The following is a 22568-nucleotide window of genomic DNA, read 5'->3' as shown; positions in this document are numbered from 1 at the left end:
CTACGGCTTGAAAAAACCCTCTCCCGCTGTTTCAGTCCCCGTGTCCGCCGGCCCGCGTAGCCCCGAACAATCGCTAAATCCGTGCTTTCGGTAGGTAGCGCAAGGGCGGTACGGGCCGCCCGTTGCGCCTGATCTCGAAATACAGCTTGACCTGCCTGCTCCCGCTATTCCCCATCTCCGCGATTTGCTGTCCGCGGGCGACCCGATGACCTTCCTGGACCAATAGACGGCGGTTGTGAGCATAGGCGCTGAGATGCACATCATCGTGCCGTATGATAATAAGCTTTCCGTAGCCGACAAGTCCATCGCCGCTATAGACCACTTCACCGGCGGCCGCCGCCCAAATGGGCTGTCCAGGTTGCCCCAAGAGATCCAGTCCTTGGCGGCTCGATGCGGTATTGGCCGGCAACGGCTTGCCCCGCGCCGGCCATTGCCATTGAATCGATCCGGCCGGCGGCGGCCCGCGGGTCGGGGAGCTTATTTCGGCCCGAGGCGCGCTCGCCCGGATCTCTCGCCTCGGCGCCGGCCTGGGAGCGGTTCCCGAACCTTGCGTCTGACGTAAAGCTAAACGCTGGCCGGGGTAGATGATGAATGGAGCTTTGATCCGGTTCCAGCGGGCAATCTCCCGGTAATCGAGCCGGTAACGCCATGCGATCGCATGGAGGGTGTCTCCGCGCGCCACCACGTGCTGGCGCGCTCCAAGGCCGGCGTTATTTGCGCGCGCGAGCGGCATGCGATCGGCGCCCGTCCGAGCACTTACGACCGGGGCCTTCGCCGTCGTTCCGCAGCCGGCGAGCTGGCTCACAGCCACCAGGATCGCTATGAGTTGCGCATCCAGCCGCACGGGCATCGCCGTCCTATCCCAGTCCTGCTATGAGCGGCACGAACCGCACCTCCTCGAGGGGCTTCTCCTCGAAGTGTTCGGGATAGCGCGTCACCAAAACCAGCCACTGCGAGCCGCTCTCGCCCACCGGCGCGACGATGCGGCCGCCGATGGCAAGCTGCTCCAGCAGCGTCGGGGGGACGCTGTCGACGGCGGCGGCGATCAGGATTGCATCATAGGGCGCGTGATCCTGCCAGCCGATACGGCCGTCTCCGTGTTTGACGCGGACGGTACGATAATGCAAAGCCGCCAAACGCTCCCGCAACCGCGCCGCCAGCGCGCCGATGCGCTCGATGCTATGAACCGATTTGGCGAATTGAGCCAGGACCGCGGACTGGTACCCGGTGCCGGCCCCGATTTCCAAAACCTTATCCATCGCGCCGCTCACAAACAACGCCTCGGTCATACGCGCCACGATGTAGGGTTGCGAAATGGTCTGGCCGTAACCGATGGGCAAGGCCGTATTCTCGTACGCGCGGCCTGCGAGGGCCTCGTCCACAAAAAGATGCCGTGGTACCGTGCGCATGGCGTGCAGCACCTCGCGTGATCCGATCCCCATCTCCCGCAGCTCCCGCATCAAGCGATCGCGGGCGCGCTGGGAGGTCAGACCGATGCCGCGGTGATCAGCCTGCATGCACGTGCAAGGCCTCGAGCCATCGCGACACCGTATCCAAGGCACGGTAATGGGTCATATCGACTTGCAGCGGTGTAATCGATACATACCCGCTCCTGACGGCATGAAAATCGGTTCCCACCCCCGCATCCTCCTCCGGGCCGGGCGGTCCCACCCAGTAAATCGGCCGCCCACGCGGGTCCAGCGCCTGCACCACCGGTTCCGATTTATGCCGCCGGCCAAGACGGGTGGCCGCCAATCCCCGAAGCTCGTTCCACGGGCGGTCCGGGACATTGATGTTCAAGATCGTATCCGCGGGTAAAGGCCGGTTCCCGATCTCTTGGACCAGTAAGCTTGCGATCCGGGCGGCAGTTTCGTAATGCACCGCTTGGCTGCCGGCCAAGGAAACCGCCATCGCCGGCGACCCGAGGAAACGCCCCTCGATCGCCACGGCGACGGTGCCGGAATAGAGTACATCGTCTCCGAGATTGGCCCCGGCGTTGATCCCGCCTAACACCATGTCGGGTACCCGCTCGAGAAAGCCGGTGATAGCAAGGTGCACGCAATCGGTCGGGGTGCCGTCAACATAGATGAAACCGTTCTCGGCGCGCCCGGCCCGAAGCGGTTTTTCGAGAGTCAAGGAGTTACTTGCGCCGCTGCGATTGCGATCCGGGGCAACCACGGTTACCTCTCCGAGTTCGGCAAGCGCCCGCGCAAGGCAAGCGATCCCCGGCGCCTGATAACCGTCATCGTTGCTTAATAAGAACAACACCGGGGTTCTAGATCCTCAAGGCGACCACGGGTTGACTCGACGCGGGAGGTGCTCAGTCCAGTAAAAATTCGAGCAGCGCCTTTTGCGCGTGCAAACGGTTCTCGGCCTCATCCCAGACGACGCTCTGCGGGCCATCGATCACTCCGGCGCTGACCTCCTCGCCGCGGTGCGCGGGCATGCAGTGCATAAAAAGGGCGTCCGGTCTTGCGAGCGACAGCAAATTCTCATCCACCTGAAAGCGCCTAAAAATCTCGCGCCGGGCGTGGCTTTCTTGTTCTTGACCCATGCTGGCCCAGACATCTGTGACCACCAGATCCGCGCCGCGAACCGCTTCTTGCGGCCGATCGCAGCGGCGCACCACGCCCGCTATCGCGTCCCCGATTTCTTCCCGCGGCCAGTAGCCGGGCGGACAAGCGATCCGGAGAGTAAATCCATACAGCCCGGCAGCCTCGATATAGCTGTGGCACATATTGTTGCCGTCGCCGATCCAGGCGACGGTTTTACCTGCAATGGGACCGCGGTGCTCGACGAAGGTTTGGATATCCGCCAACAATTGGCAGGGATGATGGCGATCGGTCAAACCGTTAATCACTGGCACTTCCGAATACGCCGCCAAGCGCAGGAGTTTATCGTGATCGAAGGTCCGGACCATGATCGCGTCCACCATCCGCGATAACACCCGCGCCATGTCCTCGACCGGCTCCCCGCGCCCGAGTTGCGTGTCCTGCGCGGATAAAAAGATCGCCCCGCCCCCGAGCTGGATCATGGCGGTCTCGAAGGAGACGCGTGTGCGCGTCGAGGACTTCTCGTAAACCATCGCGAGCACGCGGCTCTTGAGCGGTTCATGGGTCTCCCGCGCGCGGCGCATCGCTTTCAATTCGATGCCGCGTTCGATGAGGCGCGAGAGCTCGGCCGGCGTGAGGTCCGCCAAGCTTAAGAAATGCCGTGGCCTGCGCGTACTCACGCGTAGCTGCTAGAATCCCTTAATCAATGCGCCGAGCTTGTGCACGAGCTCGGCCGCCTCGGCGTCGTTCATCACGAGGGGCGGCAGGAGGCGCACCACCGTGTCGGCCGTGACATTGATCAGCAACCCTGCCTGTAACGCTTTTTCCACCAGCTCGCCGCATGGCCGTGTCAGCTCGATGCCGATCATGAGTCCCTTCCCGCGAATATCCTTAATGTGGCCACAACCGTGAAGGACATCTCGTAAGCCATCCAGGATGCGCCGCCCAAGCTGCGCCGCGCGCTTAACGAGCCCCGTTTGCTCAAGCGTGGCAAGGACCGCGAGCGCCGCCCGGCAGGCGAGCGGATTGCCGCCAAAGGTCGCGGCGTGCATCCCCGGTTGGATCAACTCCGCGGCCTGACCGCGCGCCAGGCAGGCGCCGATCGGCACGCCGTTGCCCAAGCTTTTGGCGAGCGTCAGCACATCCGGGGTGATACCTTCGTGCTGATATGCAAACCACGCCCCGGTGCGCCCGAGACCGGTCTGCACCTCGTCGAGCATCATCAGCCAGCCGTGCCGGTCGCAAATCGAGCGCACCTGCGTTAAATAGCCCGGAGTCGGCACCAGCACGCCGGCTTCGCCCTGGAGGGGTTCCAGCAGCACGGCGACGATATGGCGGCGCTGGGATGCGGCCTGCCCGAGCGCCTCGGGATCGTCATAAGGCACGCGCACGAACCCTTGCACCAGGGGTTCGAATCCGCGCTGCACGTTGCGATTGGCGGTGGCGCTGAGGGTCGCCAAGGTCCGCCCGTGAAACGCGCCTTCCATGACCACGACCGCGGGCAGATCGATCCCCCGCTCGTGACCCAAGAGCCGCGCGATCTTGATGGCCGCTTCGTTGGCTTCCGCGCCGGAGTTACAAAAAAACGCGTTATCCATCCCCGATAATTGCGTCAGGCGCGCGGCGAGGCTCTCCTGCAGGGGCACGCGGTACAGGTTCGAGGTATGCACGAGCGCCGCCGACTGCTCGGCCACGGCCTGCGCGACGGCCGGGTGGGCATGCCCAAGCCCGCAGACCGCGATCCCGCTCACGGCATCCAAATAGCGGCGCTCCTGGTCATCCCAAAGCCATGCTCCTTTACCGCGCACGAACGCTACGGGCAAGCGCCGATAGCTCGGCATGAGCGGTTTTTCCATCCGGTATCTTTTACCCAGCTCACTTACGTTAAAAAAAAGCAAAGCCCGGACGAAACCGGGCTCGCGCTCGAAGATCCGATTGTCCGCCATTCGCGGGTCTTATTACAAGTCTATTCAGGGCAGTAGAGGACAAGAATCGCAAGCTAAAATGGCGGGCGACGAGTTCGCATGCGTTTTTTGATTGGGCGTCCGCCTTTTCGCGGGCCGAAGTAGACGGTGAAATCGCGCAAGGCTACGACGGCCTCGGGCAAGGGCCGTCCCGTGCGCCAATACCCGTCGCGTTGCGCGGGGCCGAGCACAAAGGATTTGGTGTTGGCTGCCTAGATTTCAGTCCTCCCTTTACTCCTAAATCCGTTGACGCAAGACTAATACTATCTTCGTATAATGCAGCGAGCTGGTGATGAAATCATACGTGGTCTGGGCGTAACTCGTGGGTTAGTTGGTCCGTCTACGAAACAGAAGGAAGCCGGCAAATGAAGGAGGAAGGCAATATGCTGCACGCAATCCGTCAAAAGGTCACCGTACAAGCCGGCGGGCGCATGGAGATCTGCGCGCCCGAACTAGCCGAAGGCACGCGGGCGGAGGTAATTGTGATCGAGGAGCCTACACCGCAAGCATCAAAACGGTTGACAGAACTTATCGGTCAGGGGCCGCGGGGCTTTGAACCTCCCCCGAGGACGCCGATGCTTTCCTACGTCGGGAGCGTGAGGCGTGGGGTTAAGCGCGCTGCCCGCCAGCAGCCGAGTCTACCTCGATGCCAATGTCTGGATCTACGCGCTGGAAGGGTATGCGGCGTATGCCGTGGCGCTCAAAACGCTTTTTGCTCGCATCGACACCGGCGAGATCACGGCCATTACCAGCGCCCTGACACTGGCGGAAGTCTTGGTCAAGCCCTTCGCCGATGGCAATACGGCATTACAGCGGCTCTATTCCGAAACTCTGCAAGACGTTGATCTCCCCCCAATAAAGCACGTGCCGTTGCAGCACCCGCCCATCGCTCTGGTTCTCAACGATGCTCCAGTCACGGTGCTCTTTGCCGTCCTTCTTGCGAGTCGTGGCGCGCAGAAACATGACGGCCACTCACTATCCACAGAATCTCTCTCCTGAAAACAACCAAGGTCTTCACTACAGCGGGTTTGCGCCAATCTACCGCCCCCCTGCACTTAAAATCTTACGCGACGCCTCAGCCCGAAAACGGGGGCGAATCGGCTAAGTCGGGCTAGCGACGCCAGGATTGCGCTCGATCAATCCTTTTTGATGAGGCCCGCGACGACAGCGACCAGGAGGCCGCCCGCTAGCCAGCCAAAGACTGTTTCCAGCCAGACAACATACTGCGTGCAATCGGCGCACACCATCTGCTCGCCTAGCCCCAGGGGCAGACGTAAGGAGAACTCGTTGCGTGATGGCTTCCAAGCTTCCGCCTCACCCAGTTTCACAACCGGGAGCATTACGTCGAATGAGTAGATGTAAGGATGGAATTGCGAACCGAGTTCTTTTGTCGTCAGGGCGCCGTTCTGCGCCGCCCGGTCATAGAACCAACCCGTCGTCGCTGCGATGATGAGCGCGATAATGAGGCCTCGCGCCGGTCGGTGGCCGTAACTCATGAACAAATCGAAGAGAGTCCGCCACAGCCAGCTGGCGGGCTTTGTGGGGCGGGTCAAGCACCGCTGCTTCAAAACAGCGATGTTACGTGCCTCGTCGTCGCGCCCCATGGTGCGCAAGACCTTGACGAGATGATCGAATGGCTGGTGGCGGAAGTCCGTGGAGAGATGCTTTTTCGGCTGACGCTTCAGCCACTTTTCCCGCGCGCTGGACGTGAGACAAGAATTTCCGTTCAAGCGCTCGTAGATAAAGCCGTCTAAGACCATGTCGCATGTGAGCGACTCGCCGTGCAAGCCTTCAACTGTTTCTGGGAAGTATTCAGAGGCCGGGCCCGCCTTGCCGACGAAACCCCGGTCGGCCAATTCGCGAGTCTTAGCGCCGCAAAGGAATACTGAGCCTTTGATCACGGCGGGAGTGTCATCGGTCTCATGCAGCGTTCCAAAAAGCAGCTCGTACTTAATGTTCGCGATTCCGAGATTCAAGGCGTAACCAGCCGCGCCGTTGTGCTCTTTATTAGGCGCGTTGGAGACTCCACCCATCGCAATGAAGGGCTGACCGGGTTTGCGATCTTGATCGAAAGCCTGATTCAATAAAGCGGAGCCGCCAATGTTTGTAGAGGTGCAGTCCAGAGCGATCCCATTTGCTAGCGTGATGCTCGCGCCTGTAAAACTAACGTTTGCGCCAACGCGGGCATTGACCAGGCTGACTGGGCCATCGATCGTCGCATCATTCAAAAAGACGCTGCTTGAAATTTTCGCGCCATCAAAGTTGAGCGCATTACCCTGCGGATTCGTGAAGTTTCCCTTTGTGCAATCTAGCTTGCCGCGAATTTCAGCACCATTGAGCCAGACGCAGCCGACAGATTCAAACCCCGCATTCAAAAAAACGTTACCGCTGATCCTCGCAGCCGTACAAACTAATGCATCTTGTTGTTTCATGCGCCCAATCTTGGCGCCGCCGCACTGAAGACTCCCGTCGATCCCCGCACCAAATAGCTTGATAGTGCCCTCGGAGACAAAGCCCTTTTCCAGAAACACAGAACCAGCAATGCGTGCGCGATTACCGTCAATTCCATGCACGCGACTGCCTTCAAGATACAGAATACCCAAGGTAGCGTCTTCGATCTTCAACTTCCCGTCGACACAGCAGCGGATGAGAGCGAGCCTACCAATGCACGTTGCGCCGCGCAGATCCAGTTCTCCGTCGATGAAGGCGTCGTAGAGTTCTATACCTGCTTCGTGCACCGGAGCAGATTCATCTCCGCCGAGGACAAGAAAGCGCAGAAACCCCGCACGAACGCGGGCGGCGGGAAGCAAGGGCAGAACCCTAATCTGCTCCTCGATCGGCTCCTGCTTTTCTCCGTGCATGATGCCGCTACTGGCCTGTCCGAGCGCGCAGGCATCAAGCACTCTCTTTTCTGCGGGCAGGAGGCCGCTCGGAGTGTCTTGGTTCAGAAAATCGCCGAGCCAGCGGCCATGCGCCTTATCACGCTGACGATCTCCGCGCGCCGCGTTGGCCTTCAATTCGATAAGCCAACCTGGGGGCTTGTCTTCCGTGGATGGATCCGCGCTGCTCCCGATCGCGCTTTCAGTCCTCATCTCGCCGACCTCTTCATCTTACAAAACAATCAGAATACATCCAAAACAAAGCAACAAAGGGGTCTGGTCTTGAAATATAAGAAACTGATATTTCGAGACCAGACCACGTACACAGGGATTTAAGCAAACGCTAAGCTCCGGCGCGCGGCTTGTAAGATGCGCTCGGTATCCGGCAGGTAATGGGACTCCAGCCGGTAAAGCGGCATGATGCAGTCGTAGCCAGCCACCCGTTCGATCGGCGCCTGCAAGGACAACAAGCCCCGTTCGGCGAGTTGCGCGGCGATCTCCGCGCCCACCCCGCAGGTGCGCGCCGCTTCCTGTACGATGACGCAACGCCCGGTCTTGGCGACCGATTCGAGGATGGTCGCGATGTCGAGCGGTTTCAAGGTCGCGACATCGATCACTTCGGCCGCGACGCCTTCCTGGGCGAGGGCCTCGGCAGCTTGGCTCGTCTCCTGGATGAGCGCGCCCCAGGACACCAGCGTGATATCCGTGCCCTCGCGCAACAGATAACACACGTCGAGCGGCAAGGCCGCACCGTCGTCCACCACCTCCTGGCGGTGCAGGCGATACAGGCGCGGGGGTTCGAGAAAGATCACCGGGTCCGGATCGCGGATTGCCGCGAGCAGAAGCCCGTAGGCGCGCGCCGGCGAGGAAGGCACGACGACGCGCAGGCCCGGAATAGGCGCGAACAGGGCTTCCACGCTCTCGGAATGATGCTCCGGGGCGTGGATCCCGCCGCCGTTCGGTGCGCGCAAGACCAACGGGCAGCTTAGGCGCCCGCGGGTGCGGGTGCGCAGGCGCGCGGCATGGTTCAGGATCTGGTCGAGACAGGGGTAAATAAACCCCGAGAATTGGATTTCGGCGACGGGTTTGAGACCCTGCGCCGCCATGCCGATCGCCATGCCCGCGATCAGAGCCTCCGACAACGGGGTATCCACCACCCGCACCTTGCCGAAACGCTCTTGCAAACCGAGGGTGGCGCGGAACACGCCCCCGTTGACGCCGACATCTTCGCCCAAGACGACGACATTCGGGTCCGCTTGCAGCTCATAGGCGAGCGCCAGATTGATTGCTTCAACGAGTGTAAGCTCGGGCATGGCGCACCTATTTACCGGCGCAACCGGCCGTCTCCCGCTGCACGCTATAGGCGCGCGGCAAGGCCGCGTAGAGATGCGCGAACATGGTTTCCGGGTTCGGTACAGGCATCGCGGTGTAATCGCGCACCGCTTGCTCTATCTCGGCCGCGACGCTCCGTTCGAGCCGCGCGTCGTCTTCCTCCCGCCAGTGGCCGGCGCGCAGGAGATAGGCACGCAGACGAGCGATCGGATCGGCCCGCCCGTAGCGCTCGACCTCCTCGGGCAAGCGGTAGCGGCTGGCATTGTCTGCGGTTGTATGGTCGCCCATACGATAGCTCAACGCCTCGATAAGACTGGGCCCGTTCCCGCGGCGAGCCTTTTCCAGCGCCCGATCCACCGCATAACGCACGGCGATCACGTCATTCCCGTCGACCTGCTCGCCCGCAACCCCCGCCGCGATCGCCTTCTGCGCGAGAGTCTCGGCCGCGGTTTGCGCGGCGCGCGGGACGGAGATGGCCCATTGGTTATTGTTGATCACAAACACCACCGGCAAGCGCCAAATCCCCGAGGCGTTGAGAGCCTCGTAGAAATCCCCCTTGGAGGTCCCGCCGTCGCCGACGATGCACACGGCCGCGCGCGTCTCGTCGCGATATTTGAAGGCATAGGCCACGCCTACCGCATGGCAGCATTGACTCGCCACCGGGACGCAGATAGGAAAATCTTCCCGGCAGTGGGCATAGTCCATGCCGCGCTCATCGCCGCCCCAATAGAGCAGGATATCAGCCATGCGCACGCCGCGCGGAAATTGCGCGGCCTGATCCCGGTAGGAGGGCAACAACACATCTTCGGGCCGCATGGCATGCCCGATACCGGCGCCGATCGCCTCCTGCCCTAGGCACGAGGCATAGGTGCCGAGTTGCCCGGTGCGTTGCATCGCGATCGCCTTTTTATCGAACTGACGCGCGGCCATCATGCCGCGATAGAGATCGATGAGCACGGCGGGTTCGCGGGCGAAATCAGGTAAAGGACCAGCCGGGGCCCCGCCAGGATCCAGAAACTGTGTATAGTGAATACGGAAGCTAGCGACTTCTTTCACGACCGCCTCCTTCTTGCCCGGGGGCTAATTGAGTGCAGCGTTTTTATGCCGCGGAACGCGGTGCGACTCTTACCTTCGCTTCGATCGCTGCACAGCGCGAAGGTTCCGTATAATATTATAGCCGCGCGAGGGCTCCACGAGGGCGCTCTCACGGCTAGGAATCTTTAATCCCAGGGCCAGTCAAAGATCCCGACACGCCCCGTATTTGCTAAAGAGGCGCAGGCTATGCAGACCCCCCCGGATGATCCGACGGCGGCCGCCGGTATCGAATTCGTCGAGTATACCGCGCCCGACACCCAAGCGTTGGAACGATTGTTCGTGACGCTCGGGTTCGCCGCCGTGGCGCGGCATCGCTCGAAACACGTGACGCTCTATCGCCAGGGCGATATCAATTTCATCATCAATCATGAGCCGAACAGTTTCGCCCAGGCCTTCGCCCGCAAGCATGACGCTTCGGTGTGCGCCTTCGCCATGCGCGTGCGAGACGCTGCTTCGGCGTATAAGCGGGCGCTAAAGCTCGGCGCTAAGCCCTATCGCGGTCCGGTGGGCCCGATGGAGCTCAATATCCCCGCGATCCAAGGCATCGGCCGGAGCCTGATCTATCTCGTCGATCGCTACGGGGAACGCTCGATCTACGACGTCGATTTCCTACCGCTCGCGGGTACGCCGGCACGCGTTGACGGCGTGGGTTTAACCTATGTCGACCATCTGACCCACAACGTACGCAAGGGCCGGATGGACGAGTGGGCGAGCTTCTACGAGCGGCTCTTCGATTTCAGCGAGATCCGCTATTTCGATATCCAGGGCCAAAAGACGGGACTGAAGTCACGCGCGATGGCGAGCCCCGGCGGGAAGGTCCGCATCCCCATCAACGAGCCCTCGGATCGTCATTCGCAGATCCAGGAATACCTCCGGGCTTATGGCGGTGAGGGCATCCAACACATCGCGCTCGCGACGCATGATATTTATACCACCGTTGAGTCCTTGCGCGAGCGCGGCGTAAAGTTCCTGGACGTGCCGGAGACGTACTATGACGCCGTCGAAAGGCGTGTGCCCGGGCACGGCGAGGATCTCGAGCGCTTGCGGCGCGATCGCATCCTCATCGACGGCGCTACCCGTCAACAGGAGGGCGGTTTATTGTTGCAGATCTTCACCGAGACCGTGATCGGCCCCATCTTCTTCGAGGTCATACAGCGCAAGGGTAACGAAGGCTTCGGCGAGGGCAACTTCCAGGCCTTGTTCGAGGCCATCGAACGCGAACAGATGCAGCGCGGGGTGATCTGATGGCTCAGTGGATCGCATTACCCAAGAGCGAAGGGCAGTCCTCGCGTCAAGCGCACGCGGATCTGCCCGCGGATACCTACGAACGGGAGCTCGGCAAAGAAGGCTTTTACGGTCCCTCGACGCAAATGTACCACCGCCATCCGCCGACCGGCTGGACCGAGGTACAAGGCCCTCTCCGGCCGCGCGCCTTCGATACGGCAAAACTCGATGGGTTTACGCCGATGCCGTGGGAGGCGGTGCGGCTATTGTCCAACGCATTTCTGGATCTCCGGATCTGGCGCTTGCAAGCGTCGATGGACAGTCTTGCGCGCAATGCCGATGGCGATGAGCTGCTGTTCGTACACGCGGGCAGCGGGGAGCTTTACTGTGATTATGGCCACCTAGCGATCCGCGAGGGAGATTACCTCATGCTGCCTCGCGGTACCTTATGGCGCCTGGAAACCACGGCGCCCGCGACGCTGTTGATGATCGAGGCGACCGGCGCCAGTTACCGGCTCCCCGACAAAGGAATCGCCGGCCAGCATGCGGTGTTCGATCCGGCCGTTCTCGATACACCCGCCATCGACGAGGCCTTTCGCGCCCAGCGCTCGGAGCGTGAATGGCGGGTGGCCGTGAAGCGCCGCGGCGCGGTGAGCCGAATCACCTATCCCTTCAACCCGCTCGATGCGGTAGGGTGGCACGGAACCCTCGTGCCCGTGCGCCTCAATTGGCGCGACATTCGGCCCTTGATGAGCCATCGCTATCACCTACCGCCCTCGGCGCACACGACGTTTTTGGCCGAGCGTTTCGTGGTCTGCACCTTTTGCCCGCGGCCGCTGGAAAGCGATCCCGGCTCGTTGAGGGTACCGTTCTTTCACAACAACGACGATTATGACGAGGTCATCTTTTATCACCAAGGCCAGTTTTTCTCCCGCGATAACATCCATCCGGGCATGCTGACCTTGCACCCGAGCGGCATCACCCACGGGCCCCACCCGAAGGCTTTCCAGGCCGGACAAGCCCACCGCCGCACCGAGACCGACGAGGTCGCGCTCATGATCGACGCGCGCGATGCGATCGAGGTGGCGGCGCTTCCCCCGGGCGTCGAATGGCCCGGTTATGTGGATTCTTGGCGGGAGCGCTGAATGAAACTCGCCTCGCTCAAGGCTGGGGGCCGCGATGGCGCGCTCGTCGTCGTGAGCCGTGATTTAACCCGGGCGGCCGCGGTGGCGGAGATCGTGCCGAGCTTGCAGAGCGCTCTAGACGATTGGGCCGGCGCCGCGCCGCGCTTGCACTCGGTCTACGAAAATCTCAATCGCGGTGCACAGAGCGGGTTTGCGCTGGATGTGAGCGCCCTGGCCGCACCCTTGCCGCGGGCCTATCAATGGCTGGACGGCAGCGCCTACCTCAGCCATGTGGAACGCGTGCGCCAGGCGCGCGGCGCTGGCATGCCCGCCAACGCGTCCACCGATCCGCTCATGTATCAGGGCAATTCAGGGGGGTTCGTCGGCCCGCGCGATCCGATCGAGGTGGCTGATGAGGCCTGGGGCGTCGACTTCGAAGCGGAAATCGCGGTAATCACCGGCGATGTGCCGCGCGGCGTGAGCCCGGCGGAGGCGGGCGCTCACATTGCCTTATTGATGCTGGTCAATGATATATCGCTGCGGTATTTGATCCCCGGCGAGCTTTCCAAGGGGTTCGGCTTTCTGCACGGGAAACCGGGCCCGGCGTTTTCACCCGTGGCCGTGACGCCGGACGAGCTAGGCGATGCCTGGGACGGCGCCAAGGTGCACTTGCCGTTGCAAACGCTCTGGAACGAGCGGTTATTCGGACAACCGCATGCGGGCGCCGGCATGCAATTCGATTTCCCCGCGCTCATCAGTCACGCCGCCAGGACGCGCCCCCTGCCTGCCGGCACGGTTCTCGGTTCCGGGACCGTGAGCAATGCCGATCCGGCACTGGGATTCTCGTGCATTGTCGAGCAGCGGGCGCTGGAGACGGTAAACCGCGGACGCATCGAGACACCCTTCATGCGCCACGGCGATCGGCTCCGTATCGAAATGCTCGATCGCGACGGCCGGTCAATCTTTGGTGCCATCGCGCAAGAGGTTCGGGTTTGCAGACACTGACGCTCTACACCTATTTCCGCAGTTCGGCGGCGTATCGGGTGCGCATCGCGCTGCATTTAAAGCGGCTCGCCTACGAGCCGCGGTACGTGGATTTTCTCCAAGACGGCGGGCGTGAGCCGGATTACCGAGAGATCAATCCGCAAGGGTTCGTCCCGGTGCTGGTCGCGGACGGCGTGGTGCTGACCCAGTCGCTCGCCATCATCGAGTACCTCGATGAGGTCTGTCCCGAACCGCCGCTGCTACCTGCCGGCGCCCAAGACCGCGCCTATGTCCGCGGTCTGGCGCAACTTATCGTTTGCGACGTTCACCCCCTGAATAATCTGCGGGTGCTCAATTATCTCAAAACCTTCCTCGGGCAGGGGGAGGAAGCCTGCCGCGGGTGGTACCGGCACTGGATCGCGGAGGGCTTCGCTGCGTTCGAGCGCCAGCTTGAGCGTCGCTCTAGCGCGGGTTGTTTCTGTTTTGGCGACACCGCGACCCTGGCGGACCTGTGCCTCGTGCCGCAGATGTACAACGCGCGGCGCTTCGAATGTGATCTAAGCGCCTATCCCAGGCTTCAGGCCATCGACGGCCACTGCTCGCGTTTGCCGGAGTTTTGCCAAGCCGCACCGGACGCTCAGCCGGATGCTTCCGTGTGAGGAAGGTGTTTGCAAAACGACTTAGAGTTTGTGAAAAAACCTACTGCGCTCGGGATCTCGCGTTCCGGCGGTGCTCGGAATCCTCATGTATATCAACATACACTGCGGTTCCTGCGCTCCGGCGGAACACGACCTCCCTTCGCTCGCGACGGTTTTTTCACAAACTCTTAGCGGGCGTGCTTTTTGCGGACAGCTTTTATAACCAGCGACTTTAAATCACGCTCATTGCGTTGAAATTCGAGGCCGGTTTGCCGGTCTAACTGGTTATGCTTTTTGCAGGGGAATGTGCTGTGTAATAAGGAGGTCATTTATGAACGCAGTCACCACTCCAAGCTTGAACCGTTTTGCCGCCCGCCATCATCTCGCCGGGTTGAGTCCGTCGTCGCTCACGGCCGTCGCCACCGATCAGCCCGGTTATAGCATCGATAAGGCCCAGCGTTTCCTCGCGTTTCAGCAGCGCATCAAGGAGGAACTGCTGCGGCATCGGGTAATCATTGCTAACCCTTACACGGCCTGGTTCCGCCGCGGCGCACAATCCGGCGAGCAGATCAAAACGTTCATCGTTCAATTTTCCGTCTTTTCCAATCTCTTTCTGGTCGCGCAACTCTATAAAACCATCAACGCCGACTCCCTCGAAGGCATGCGGGCCTCGAAAGAGATCCTTGCCAATGAGATCGGCGTGGTCTTCAATCCAGGCAAGGAATCGGCCGGGCGGCACGATGAGCACACCGACCCAAAGCTCGTCTCGACCGAGGGCACCGTCGAAGGCGGCACCTTCCGTTTCCGCGCCGCGCATTTCGAGTGGCTGTTGCGCATCGCCGCTAAGCTAGGTCTGGGATTTAACGATGTCGGCAAGCGCCGGCACGGCACATCCGCGACCTTGTTTTTCTGCGACGAGTTAGCGCGGCTCTACGGTAACGACGACTACCAGATCTCGCAAGCGGCCAGTTTCGCCGTGGAAAATTGGGCCGCGGCCGGCTTTTGGACGGATCTCATCGAAGGCTTCGAGAAGTTCAATCCGCACAGCGGGGCCGATCTGCCGCTGGCGTTTTTCACCTGGCACGAGCGCTTGGAGGCGCAACATGCCCGTCACACGCAGGAAGAGCTCGAGGAGCTTTATTTTCATCGGACCTTGGACGAAGACGCCTTCATTCGCTACGGAAATGAAATGTTGGACGGCGTCGCCGCCTTTTGGGATGGCTTGGAGGCACAGCGAAAAGTCGGTAACAACTGAGAAAAATCCTTACGGGCACATCCGAACCTTTCTGCGACACCTCGATCGAACGTTCAGATTGCACGGCTGATGCGCGAGGAGCACCGCACGTGAAAAACGACCGCAATGGAAGCCGATCTCCTCATTAAAGCGCGGTGGATCGTTCCCGTCGACCCCGAAGGCCGGGTCCTCGAAGCTCACGCCCTCGCGGTACGCGATGGCGCCATCGTTCATATACTTCCGAGCGCCGAGGCGGATCTCCGCTGGCGCGCTCGCGAGGTGCTCAGTCTCGACCGGCATGTTTTGATTCCGGGCTTGATCAATGCCCACACGCACGCGGCCATGGCGCTCTTTCGCGGGCTCGCCGACGATCTGCCGCTCAGCGATTGGCTCACCCGCCACATCTGGCCCGCCGAGCAGCGCTGGGTGGCCGATGAATTCGTGCGCGCCGGCACGCGGCTCGCCGCCGCCGAGATGCTGCGCGGCGGCACGACCTGTTTCAACGATATGTATTTCTTCCCGAACCGGGTCGCCGAGCTGGCCGCGGAGGCGGGTATGCGCGCCGCCGCCGGCTTGATCCTGATCGATTTTCCAACTCCTTGGGCCACGGACGCGAACGAGTACTTGAGCAAGGGTTTGGGCGTGCACGACGCCTTTCGTGCCCATCCGCTTATTCACTTCGCCTTCGCGCCGCACGCGCCGTATACGGTCTCCGATGCGCCGCTCGAGCGCATCGGCACGCTCGCCGAAGAGTTGGATCTCCCCATCCATATGCACGTGCACGAGACGGCGCACGAAGTCGCTAAGGCCATCGAAGCGACCGGTGAACGGCCGCTCGCCCGTCTCGCCCGGCTGGGCCTGCTGTCACCGCGCCTGATCGCCGTGCATATGACCCAAATGACCGCGACCGACATCGACGAGTGCGCACAGCATGGCGTGAATATCGTGCATTGCCCGCGCTCGAACCTCAAGCTCGCGAGCGGCTTCTGTCCCATTCATGCCCTGCGCCAAGCCGGGATCAATGTGGCGCTCGGCACCGACGGGGCGGCGAGCAACAATTCCCTCGACATGCTGAGCGAGCTGTCCACGGCGGCGCTTCTCGCCAAGGGCGTGGCGGGCGACCCCTGCGCGGCGCCGGCTGCCTCCATGCTGCGCATGGCTACCTTGAACGGCGCGCGGGCGCTCGGCATCGACGCCATCACGGGTTCGCTCACCATCGGCAAGCAAGCGGATATCGTCGCGATTGATCTAGGCGCTATCGAAACGCAACCGGTCTACGATCCGATCTCGGCGCTCGTCTACGCGGTTAACCGCGAGGCGGTGACGGACGTATGGGTCGCCGGCCGCCGCCTCCTGCGCAATCGCGAGTTGCTGACCCTGGATGAAGCCGAGATTCTGCGCGAGGCGGAGCGATGGCGAGCGCGCATCCAGGCGGCGCGGGACAAATCCGGTTCACCAAGCCCGTAGCCGAATGGGCTTTCGTCCAGGTGGTGTGGGGACGTTCGACCGCAATAGCTACCATCACCCACCGAATTACTTCGTGTTATTGACAGCCAACAGCGCAAGTCGTATGTTCGATGGTGAAGAATAAATGCTTTTAAATATCTACTTGCAGGACGCTGAATGACAAGATCTGTATCGATGCTGTATAGCCTGTCCGCGCTTGTTTTGGTTGCCTGCTGTTCGTCCGCATTCGCCTTTCAACTAATAACCGAAGACGAAGCCAAGTTGCCGGACGATCTCTATGACGATGTGCGTGGCGGCCCATTCCCCGGACCGAGGATAACGATCTACGGTGCACAGAACGAAATGATGTCACCGATAGCCTTGACCATCGAACTTAAGGCATTTGGGGGTGCGAGCATCAATCCGAACAGTCTGCAAATGTTCTACCAGAAGAAGCCAAAAGTGAATCTTCTACCTCGCGTTCGCAACTTCATTAATGTACAGCGTGATTCTGTTGTGATGCAGATTGAGAACGCCGAAATTCCCGTGGGCCATCATCAGATCCTTTTTAAGGTCGAGGATACAAGAGGGCACTTTAGCGAAAAGCCTTGGAGGTTCAGTATCGTCCGCGAGAGGTAGCCGTTTTGGTCCTTACGGATCGGACTGTGCGTGGCGAGGATTCTGAGAAGTCTTAAGAGTTGCGTGAACCTGATCCTCGCGGGAGGAATATACTTACGAGCAGGGACCCAGCCAAATAACCAGCAAGAAGACCAGAGACAAACGTCGCGAACGAACGTACCTCGGCCCAGCTCTGAAGAAGGATGTCTTGCTGCCATAAAACGGAGACGATCACCGACGCCAGCAATCCAGTGGCAACTGAAATCACAACCCCGACTAGCAATCGCTCAAACCATCCAAAACGGAATCGGATCGAATGAACGATGCCGAGCAGTGACGACAATCCCACCAACATGAACTGTGGGTCAAAATTCAAATTGACCATAAAAACATGCACCAGCGTAAGCATCATCGTTGGAACGAGCAGCAAGTACACCCAGGACTTCCATGATAGGGTCATCGATACTTCTTCACCGCATCTCAGATTGCGCGGGAGCTGTTGTATGAGCAAGTTGAGATCGGTAGCCCACCGGTTATGGCGTATTTCGAATGCATTGAGCCAGACCAACTCTCTGATCGACTCTGGCAATTCTGCTGGTCTCGGCATCTTAGCGCCCGGGAGTAGCACGGGAACCACGAGCTTGTGCATCGCCAAGGCGCTGGCAATTTCGAAGCGCACAAAGTCCTGCTCGCCCTCCAACCGCCGTTGTCCGGTGTCCTCGTTCTTCATCAGGTCTAGCCAACGTGGACCAATGAGTGCCAGTAATACATCGCAATCCCGGAGCTTTTCTGACAACAATACTGGAAACTTTTGGCCGGCTCGAATACTTAGGTCTAAAAAAACCTGATCTTTGAGGCAGCGTCTCTGCAGGTCGTCGAAAAGCCGACCGGCGTCGGCCGCCGCATCTCCTCGTCGATAGCTGATAAATACGCCGGCCATTTTAGGTTAGTGATCCCTAGGTACGAGGTTGGGATCTGCTAGCCACCTTCTAGTACCCCACCCGGCGAGCTTTATAGCCAGGCGAGCGGGCTTAAGTAGATCGAGAAATGCACACCGTGGTCTTGAAGGTTGTCACCGCGATCGTTTAGATCAATGAGCGGAACCGCATAATCGAGGCGCAGATCGCAGCCTGGGAGTGGGGTTAGCAATAAGCCCAAGCCGACCGTTGCGAGAAACCGCTGGCTCGGTAAGCTCTCGTCATTGGGATTACCAGCAGCATTCCATACGACGCCGAGATCGGTAAACGGTACAAGCTGAACGATCGGTAAAAGATTTTTTCCTCGATAAACCGCGTAACGATCCTCGATGGAGATGCGAAATCCGTTATCCCCAAAGCGCGCGTTTTCACGGTAACCACGCACTGTGCGACCGCCCCCGATGACGTACTGTTCCGATGGCAACAGGCTATCAGGGGTTAGTTGCAGCTCGCTCTCCGCGATGAGCAGATGATCCTCGTGTAGGCGCTGGACACGCTGAATGTCGAACAACCAACTGAAGAACCGGCCATCGGGCACCGGCGAATTGTTGAGCGTGGCATCCAAAACATCGATACCCCAATTTAACTGAGACCTCAGTGTCAAAACGCCACTCGGATCACGGTGAGAATAATCTTGTCCGAACTTCAAAACACTGGTGCGGCTCGTCCCGTCTGCCTCGGGCCCGATTCCGAATCCAAAGCCGACGTCGCCGAGGAAAGTCTTGCCATTCTGACGCGAGAAGCCCAGTGATAGCGCCAGCTCGTCGCGAATTGATCGTATCAAGGGTTGCCGTATACTGGCCTCGAAAAGCTCGCTATCTGAGCGAATATTCAGATCCTCGGCAACTTCCTCAGTCACGTCGCTGCGGTCGATCACCGCACGCACTTGCAAGGTACCGTTCCTCGCATTGAACGGTATGCGATAACTAAATTCGCCGTTATTGGAGGCGCCGTTGGTGGTGCGATTATAAGCGCCGTAGACCTCATCACCTAGGCCTAACAAATTGCGGTGTAAGAGTAATACCCCGGTGCGCTCCGAGCCGATGCTAGGCGGGGAGAAGTTATCGATATTGATCACGATTTCGATAGGATCCGCTTCTGTGATCTCGGTGACGATGCGCGACTGTCCTAACCTATCGCCCGGTCTCAAGCTTGCCCTCAGGTCAGCGAGAAGAGGGTCTGTTTTCAGGAGGATGAGCTCCTCTTCAAGTCGGTTCACGTTAAGTGGAGATGTCGCGCCGAGTGCGACACGTGATCTCACATAGCTAGGACGCAAGCGTCGCGCACCTTTTACTTCTATGTCTTGTACTTGGCCTTCCACTGCTTGAATACGCACAATACCGTCGCGTACCTCCTGCGGAACCAGCGCAGCGCGCGAGGTAAGGTATCCTTGTTCGACATACAGTTGCGTGATCGCATCGGCCGTGTTCTTTAATTCTGCGAAGGTCACGGAGCGGTTCACGACGCGGCGTGTGAGCGCCTCGATTTGTTGATCGTCCAGTACGGTGTTTCCGGTGACGTTGACACGGCGTACGAAAATACGGATACCGCCCGTCTGCGGTGTCGTAAGCATCGGTGCTTTCTTACGCTTAAGGATCGGTTGCTTGTCGTTAGGCAACGGCTCGGTGGGTCTCATGCGACGCCGCAGGTAACGATCCTCATTCGGATCGCTCCGCTGGACGACCGAATTCTCCGATGAGGAAGTATGTCCCGGTACCGCTGGGATTTCGGCTGCATCGAGTCCGAGTGACAGACACAGGCCAAATACTAGGTATACTAGGTGCCAAAAGCGTAGGTTGGCGTGATCGATGATGCCCATGCCTTTCCCCTCAGGCTGATCATTCGTCTTAGTGTAACTATTTCACAGAAACTTTAGCTGATTTAGTCTATATTTTAAATGACCCCGTGATTATATTTATAGTCGCGTGGATCGGGGAAGTCCCCGTGCAGCGCTGACAGGCGGGACTGGTGGACGCTATTTCCAAGCGTATCGGGAGCAAGCCATGAACAAATTTATCCTATTAATTCTAATACTCGTGGCGTGTCTAGTGTCGATAGAGGCGGTTGATGCACGGCCCATCGTTTCGGCGCGCGACGGCACCGGGACGCAGGTCAAGATCTCCGGGAGTAACCCTCGCCAATATGACATCGGCGGCGGCACCCGGGCCGGCGCAAACCTTTTCCATAGCCTTCAGAAATTCGGACTCTCCAAAGGGCAGATCGCGAACTTCCTCTCCAAGCCGGACGTTCGCAATATTCTCAGCCGCGTGGTCGGCGGCGAGGCATCGCTGATCAATGGGTTGATGAAGGTTACGGGCGGTAAATCAAACCTGTACTTCATGAACCCCGCCGGGATCGTGTTTGGTAAAGAAGCCCGGCTGAATGTCCCGGGGTCCTTCATCGCGACGACGGCGAAAGGCGTTCAGGTTGGCGAAGAATGGTTTAAGGGGGCCGGGTCTAACGACTACGCGAAGTTGGCGGGATCCCCGAGCGGCCTCGGGTTTACTGAGGAAGGTTCGGGCGCGATCGTGAACGTGGGCGATTTAGCGGTTGCTCCGGGAGAGCACATCGCTTTGGTCGGCGGCAAGGTGATCAACACCGGCAAGCTCTCTGCTCCGGGCGGCGCGGTGACGATTGCCGCTGTCCCCGGTGAGAAGCTGGTGCGCGTGAGTCAGGAAGGGCAGGTATTAGCCTTAGATCTACCTGTAGCTGCCAAGGCAGAACTGACGAGCGATGTGCAGCCTGTAACGCCGGCCAGTTTGGCCGCGCTGTTGACGGGAGGTGATCTGGAAGAAGCGGCAGGTATGATGGTAGATGAGAACGGTGTGGTAAAACTCACGGCGTCGGATACCACCATTCCGGATTCGCCTGGCGTCGCCATCGCATCGGGGACTCTCGATGTTTCAAACACGGGAGATTCCGTAGGCAAGGCTCTCGGGGGAAACGTTAACATTCTCGGTGAAAAAGTCGGCCTCGTTGGCGCACGTGTTCACGCGTCGGGCACGAATGGCGGAGGGCGCGTTCTGGTGGGTGGCGATTACAAGGGGCAGGGCGAAGTGCCCACGGCGACACGCACCTATGTCAGCCGTGACTCTACGATCCGCGCCGACGCACTTGAGGAAGGCAACGGCGGCAAGGTGGTCGTTTGGTCCGATGAAACTACCGCATTCCACGGCGACATCTCGGCACGCGGCGGGGAGACCAGCGGCGATGGGGGATTCGTCGAGGTGTCGGGGAAAGAACATCTTGCCTTCCGCGGTGATGTCGACCTGGGCGCTGCACATGGGAAACAGGGTAGCCTGCTGCTAGATCCTACGAACATCACAATAGTGGATGAAGGCGAGGGTGACACCCTCAACGACAACGACGATGAATTATCCTTAATTGATCCTCAGATTTCTGAGGATGACGGCGGCACCTCCAATTTCACGCTTTCGCGAGGGAAGCTGGAAAGTTTGACGGGCAACATTACGCTGCAGGCCCAGAACAACATAAAAATCTTGGACATCGAGTCGAATCAGCTGAATCTGCAACCATGTGCAGACTGTCTTGTCAGTTTCATCGCGGACGCGGACGAAAATCAATTGGGCTCCTTCGAAATGGAGGATCTCGGCGATACAGTTCTGACAAACGGCGGCGATTTAAACATACGCGGGGCAAGCGTAACCCTTGGTGACGTCCTGACTGCGGATCCGGCAAACTTCGCCGCGAACGGAAATTTGGTGATCCGAGCTACTCACGGCGACATCAGGCTGGGCAACTTTAACACCGTAGATCGATTCGGTGGGTCGGTTAGTCTGACCGCAGACGCGGCGAGTGTAACGGGCGGCGACGTTTGGTCTTTTCAAGGGGTGGATCTTTCGCAAGGGGTAGATTTGCGGAGTCTTGGGAATCTTCGCGTGGGTTCGGTGACGGCGAGCGGCACTATAGTCGCGAATTCGTTGGGTGGGAACATCCGTTCGGGAAAGGTAGACGCTAGGTCAATCGATTCGATCCCTGCGCGGGTCGAGCTGATAGCGCCACAAGGAAACCTGACGGTCGACGGAAACATTGAAGCGGGCGTTGCGGGATCGGAGGATGGAATTGTAAGGCTAACGAGTGGCGGTTTTTTACGGGTAGACTCAGATGAGTTTACGATATTGGATGGCAGTGACAATCCGCCAAGTTTTGATACGAGCATAAACGTGAATGTAAAACTTAATGAAGATTTCTCAGAAATCTCGCTGATCCAAATTAAGGTGGGCAACGATGTCATATTTTCCGACGGCAACGGGCAGGTCGACGGAGCCGGCGCAAAAATATTGATCGACCTTGCACAGGGTCCGTTCTCCGTCGGCAATGGGCCGATCCCGCCAGGCCAAAGCGGAACCGTGGGGGACCTCCTGGTTACCCGGTCTAATTCTTCCGTGGCGGTGTCCCTTCAGGACGGCATCTTTGATACCAGCGGAGGCGGAGGCAACGGCGGAGGCGGAGGCAATGGCGGTGGCGGAGGCAATGGCGG

19 protein-coding genes are annotated in these 22568 nt (G+C 59.8%); 9 read left to right on the top strand and 10 right to left on the bottom strand.

The features are described 5' to 3' along the window. Positions 1–73: 73 nt before the first annotated feature. The 5 genes from M3436_04240 to M3436_04220 are packed head-to-tail and all read right to left on the bottom strand — an operon-like array spanning position 74 to position 4408. Positions 74–850: a peptidoglycan DD-metalloendopeptidase family protein gene (locus M3436_04240; protein ID MDQ3563369.1), complete on the bottom strand. Its 777-nt coding sequence runs from the start codon at positions 848–850 to the stop codon at positions 74–76. A 7-nt stretch (positions 851–857) separates the two neighbouring features. Next, entirely contained in the window at positions 858–1517 is a 660-nt protein-coding gene (locus M3436_04235; protein MDQ3563368.1) for a protein-L-isoaspartate(D-aspartate) O-methyltransferase, read from the bottom strand. Next, positions 1507–2268, bottom strand: a complete 762-nt coding sequence (surE, locus tag M3436_04230; GenBank protein MDQ3563367.1) for a 5'/3'-nucleotidase SurE — start codon at positions 2266–2268, stop codon at positions 1507–1509. The genes M3436_04235 and surE overlap by 11 nt, the downstream gene beginning before the upstream one ends. Positions 2269–2320: 52 nt before the next feature. Continuing rightward, on the bottom strand, positions 2321–3232 hold the full coding sequence (gene argF, locus M3436_04225; protein ID MDQ3563366.1) for an ornithine carbamoyltransferase: 912 nt from the start codon (positions 3230–3232) through the stop codon (positions 2321–2323). Positions 3233–3241: 9 nt separating this feature from the next. Next, positions 3242–4408, bottom strand: coding sequence for an acetylornithine transaminase (locus M3436_04220; protein ID MDQ3563365.1), 1167 nt, complete (start codon positions 4406–4408; stop codon positions 3242–3244). Between the two features lie 711 nt (positions 4409–5119). Here M3436_04220 and M3436_04215 point away from each other — a divergent pair. Further along, the gene (locus tag M3436_04215; GenBank protein MDQ3563364.1) at positions 5120–5515 is read left to right on the top strand and encodes a hypothetical protein; all 396 of its coding nucleotides are present in this window, start codon (positions 5120–5122) and stop codon (positions 5513–5515) included. 137 nt (positions 5516–5652) lie between these two features. On the opposite strand, the gene M3436_04210 is transcribed toward M3436_04215, so the two are convergent. From M3436_04210 to pdhA, 3 genes are all read right to left on the bottom strand, one after another. Continuing rightward, positions 5653–7533, bottom strand: a complete 1881-nt coding sequence (locus M3436_04210; GenBank protein MDQ3563363.1) for a hypothetical protein — start codon at positions 7531–7533, stop codon at positions 5653–5655. A gap of 194 nt (positions 7534–7727) precedes the next feature. Next, positions 7728–8708, bottom strand: a complete 981-nt coding sequence (locus M3436_04205; GenBank protein MDQ3563362.1) for an alpha-ketoacid dehydrogenase subunit beta — start codon at positions 8706–8708, stop codon at positions 7728–7730. A 7-nt stretch (positions 8709–8715) separates the two neighbouring features. Further along, entirely contained in the window at positions 8716–9783 is a 1068-nt protein-coding gene (pdhA, locus tag M3436_04200; protein MDQ3563361.1) for a pyruvate dehydrogenase (acetyl-transferring) E1 component subunit alpha, read from the bottom strand. A 225-nt stretch (positions 9784–10008) separates the two neighbouring features. On the opposite strand from pdhA, the gene hppD reads away from it, so the two are divergent. The 7 genes from hppD to M3436_04165 all read left to right on the top strand — a co-directional run bounded on the left by hppD (position 10009) and on the right by M3436_04165 (position 17111). Next, the gene (gene hppD, locus M3436_04195; GenBank protein MDQ3563360.1) at positions 10009–11067 is read left to right on the top strand and encodes a 4-hydroxyphenylpyruvate dioxygenase; all 1059 of its coding nucleotides are present in this window, start codon (positions 10009–10011) and stop codon (positions 11065–11067) included. Beyond that, positions 11067–12191: a homogentisate 1,2-dioxygenase gene (locus tag M3436_04190; GenBank protein MDQ3563359.1), complete on the top strand. Its 1125-nt coding sequence runs from the start codon at positions 11067–11069 to the stop codon at positions 12189–12191. Before hppD ends, M3436_04190 begins: the two co-directional genes overlap by 1 nt. Then, positions 12192–13175 carry a fumarylacetoacetate hydrolase family protein gene (locus tag M3436_04185; protein MDQ3563358.1) on the top strand — a complete coding sequence of 328 codons (984 nt, stop codon included), beginning with the start codon at positions 12192–12194 and terminating at the stop codon, positions 13173–13175. Continuing rightward, positions 13172–13813 (top strand): maleylacetoacetate isomerase, encoded by a 642-nt coding sequence (gene maiA / locus M3436_04180; protein ID MDQ3563357.1) that lies wholly within the window; start codon positions 13172–13174, stop codon positions 13811–13813. Before M3436_04185 ends, maiA begins: the two co-directional genes overlap by 4 nt. Before the next feature lie 310 nt (positions 13814–14123). Continuing rightward, complete coding sequence (locus M3436_04175) at positions 14124–15047, top strand: hypothetical protein (protein ID MDQ3563356.1); 924 nt, start codon at positions 14124–14126, stop codon at positions 15045–15047. Between the two features lie 105 nt (positions 15048–15152). Further along, on the top strand, positions 15153–16493 hold the full coding sequence (locus tag M3436_04170) for a TRZ/ATZ family hydrolase (protein MDQ3563355.1): 1341 nt from the start codon (positions 15153–15155) through the stop codon (positions 16491–16493). A gap of 156 nt (positions 16494–16649) precedes the next feature. Further along, positions 16650–17111, top strand: a complete 462-nt coding sequence (locus M3436_04165) for a hypothetical protein (protein ID MDQ3563354.1) — start codon at positions 16650–16652, stop codon at positions 17109–17111. A 52-nt stretch (positions 17112–17163) separates the two neighbouring features. On the opposite strand, the gene M3436_04160 is transcribed toward M3436_04165, so the two are convergent. Both M3436_04160 and M3436_04155 read right to left on the bottom strand, forming a co-directional pair. After that, a complete protein-coding gene (locus M3436_04160) occupies positions 17164–18030 on the bottom strand; it encodes a toll/interleukin-1 receptor domain-containing protein (GenBank protein MDQ3563353.1) in 867 nt (288 codons plus the stop codon). A 71-nt stretch (positions 18031–18101) separates the two neighbouring features. Next, positions 18102–19886 carry a ShlB/FhaC/HecB family hemolysin secretion/activation protein gene (locus M3436_04155; GenBank protein ID MDQ3563352.1) on the bottom strand — a complete coding sequence of 595 codons (1785 nt, stop codon included), beginning with the start codon at positions 19884–19886 and terminating at the stop codon, positions 18102–18104. Positions 19887–20070: 184 nt separating this feature from the next. Between M3436_04155 and M3436_04150 the strand changes: the two genes are divergently transcribed. Continuing rightward, positions 20071–22568: filamentous hemagglutinin N-terminal domain-containing protein (locus M3436_04150; protein ID MDQ3563351.1), on the top strand; the 2498-nt coding region annotated here is incomplete at its 3' end.

Source organism: Pseudomonadota bacterium, from assembly GCA_030859565.1.
GTDB lineage: Bacteria > Pseudomonadota > Gammaproteobacteria > JACCXJ01 > JACCXJ01 > USCg-Taylor.
The sequence above is the reverse complement of the archived record's forward strand: the minus strand, read 5'-3'. Positions and strand labels throughout refer to the sequence as shown.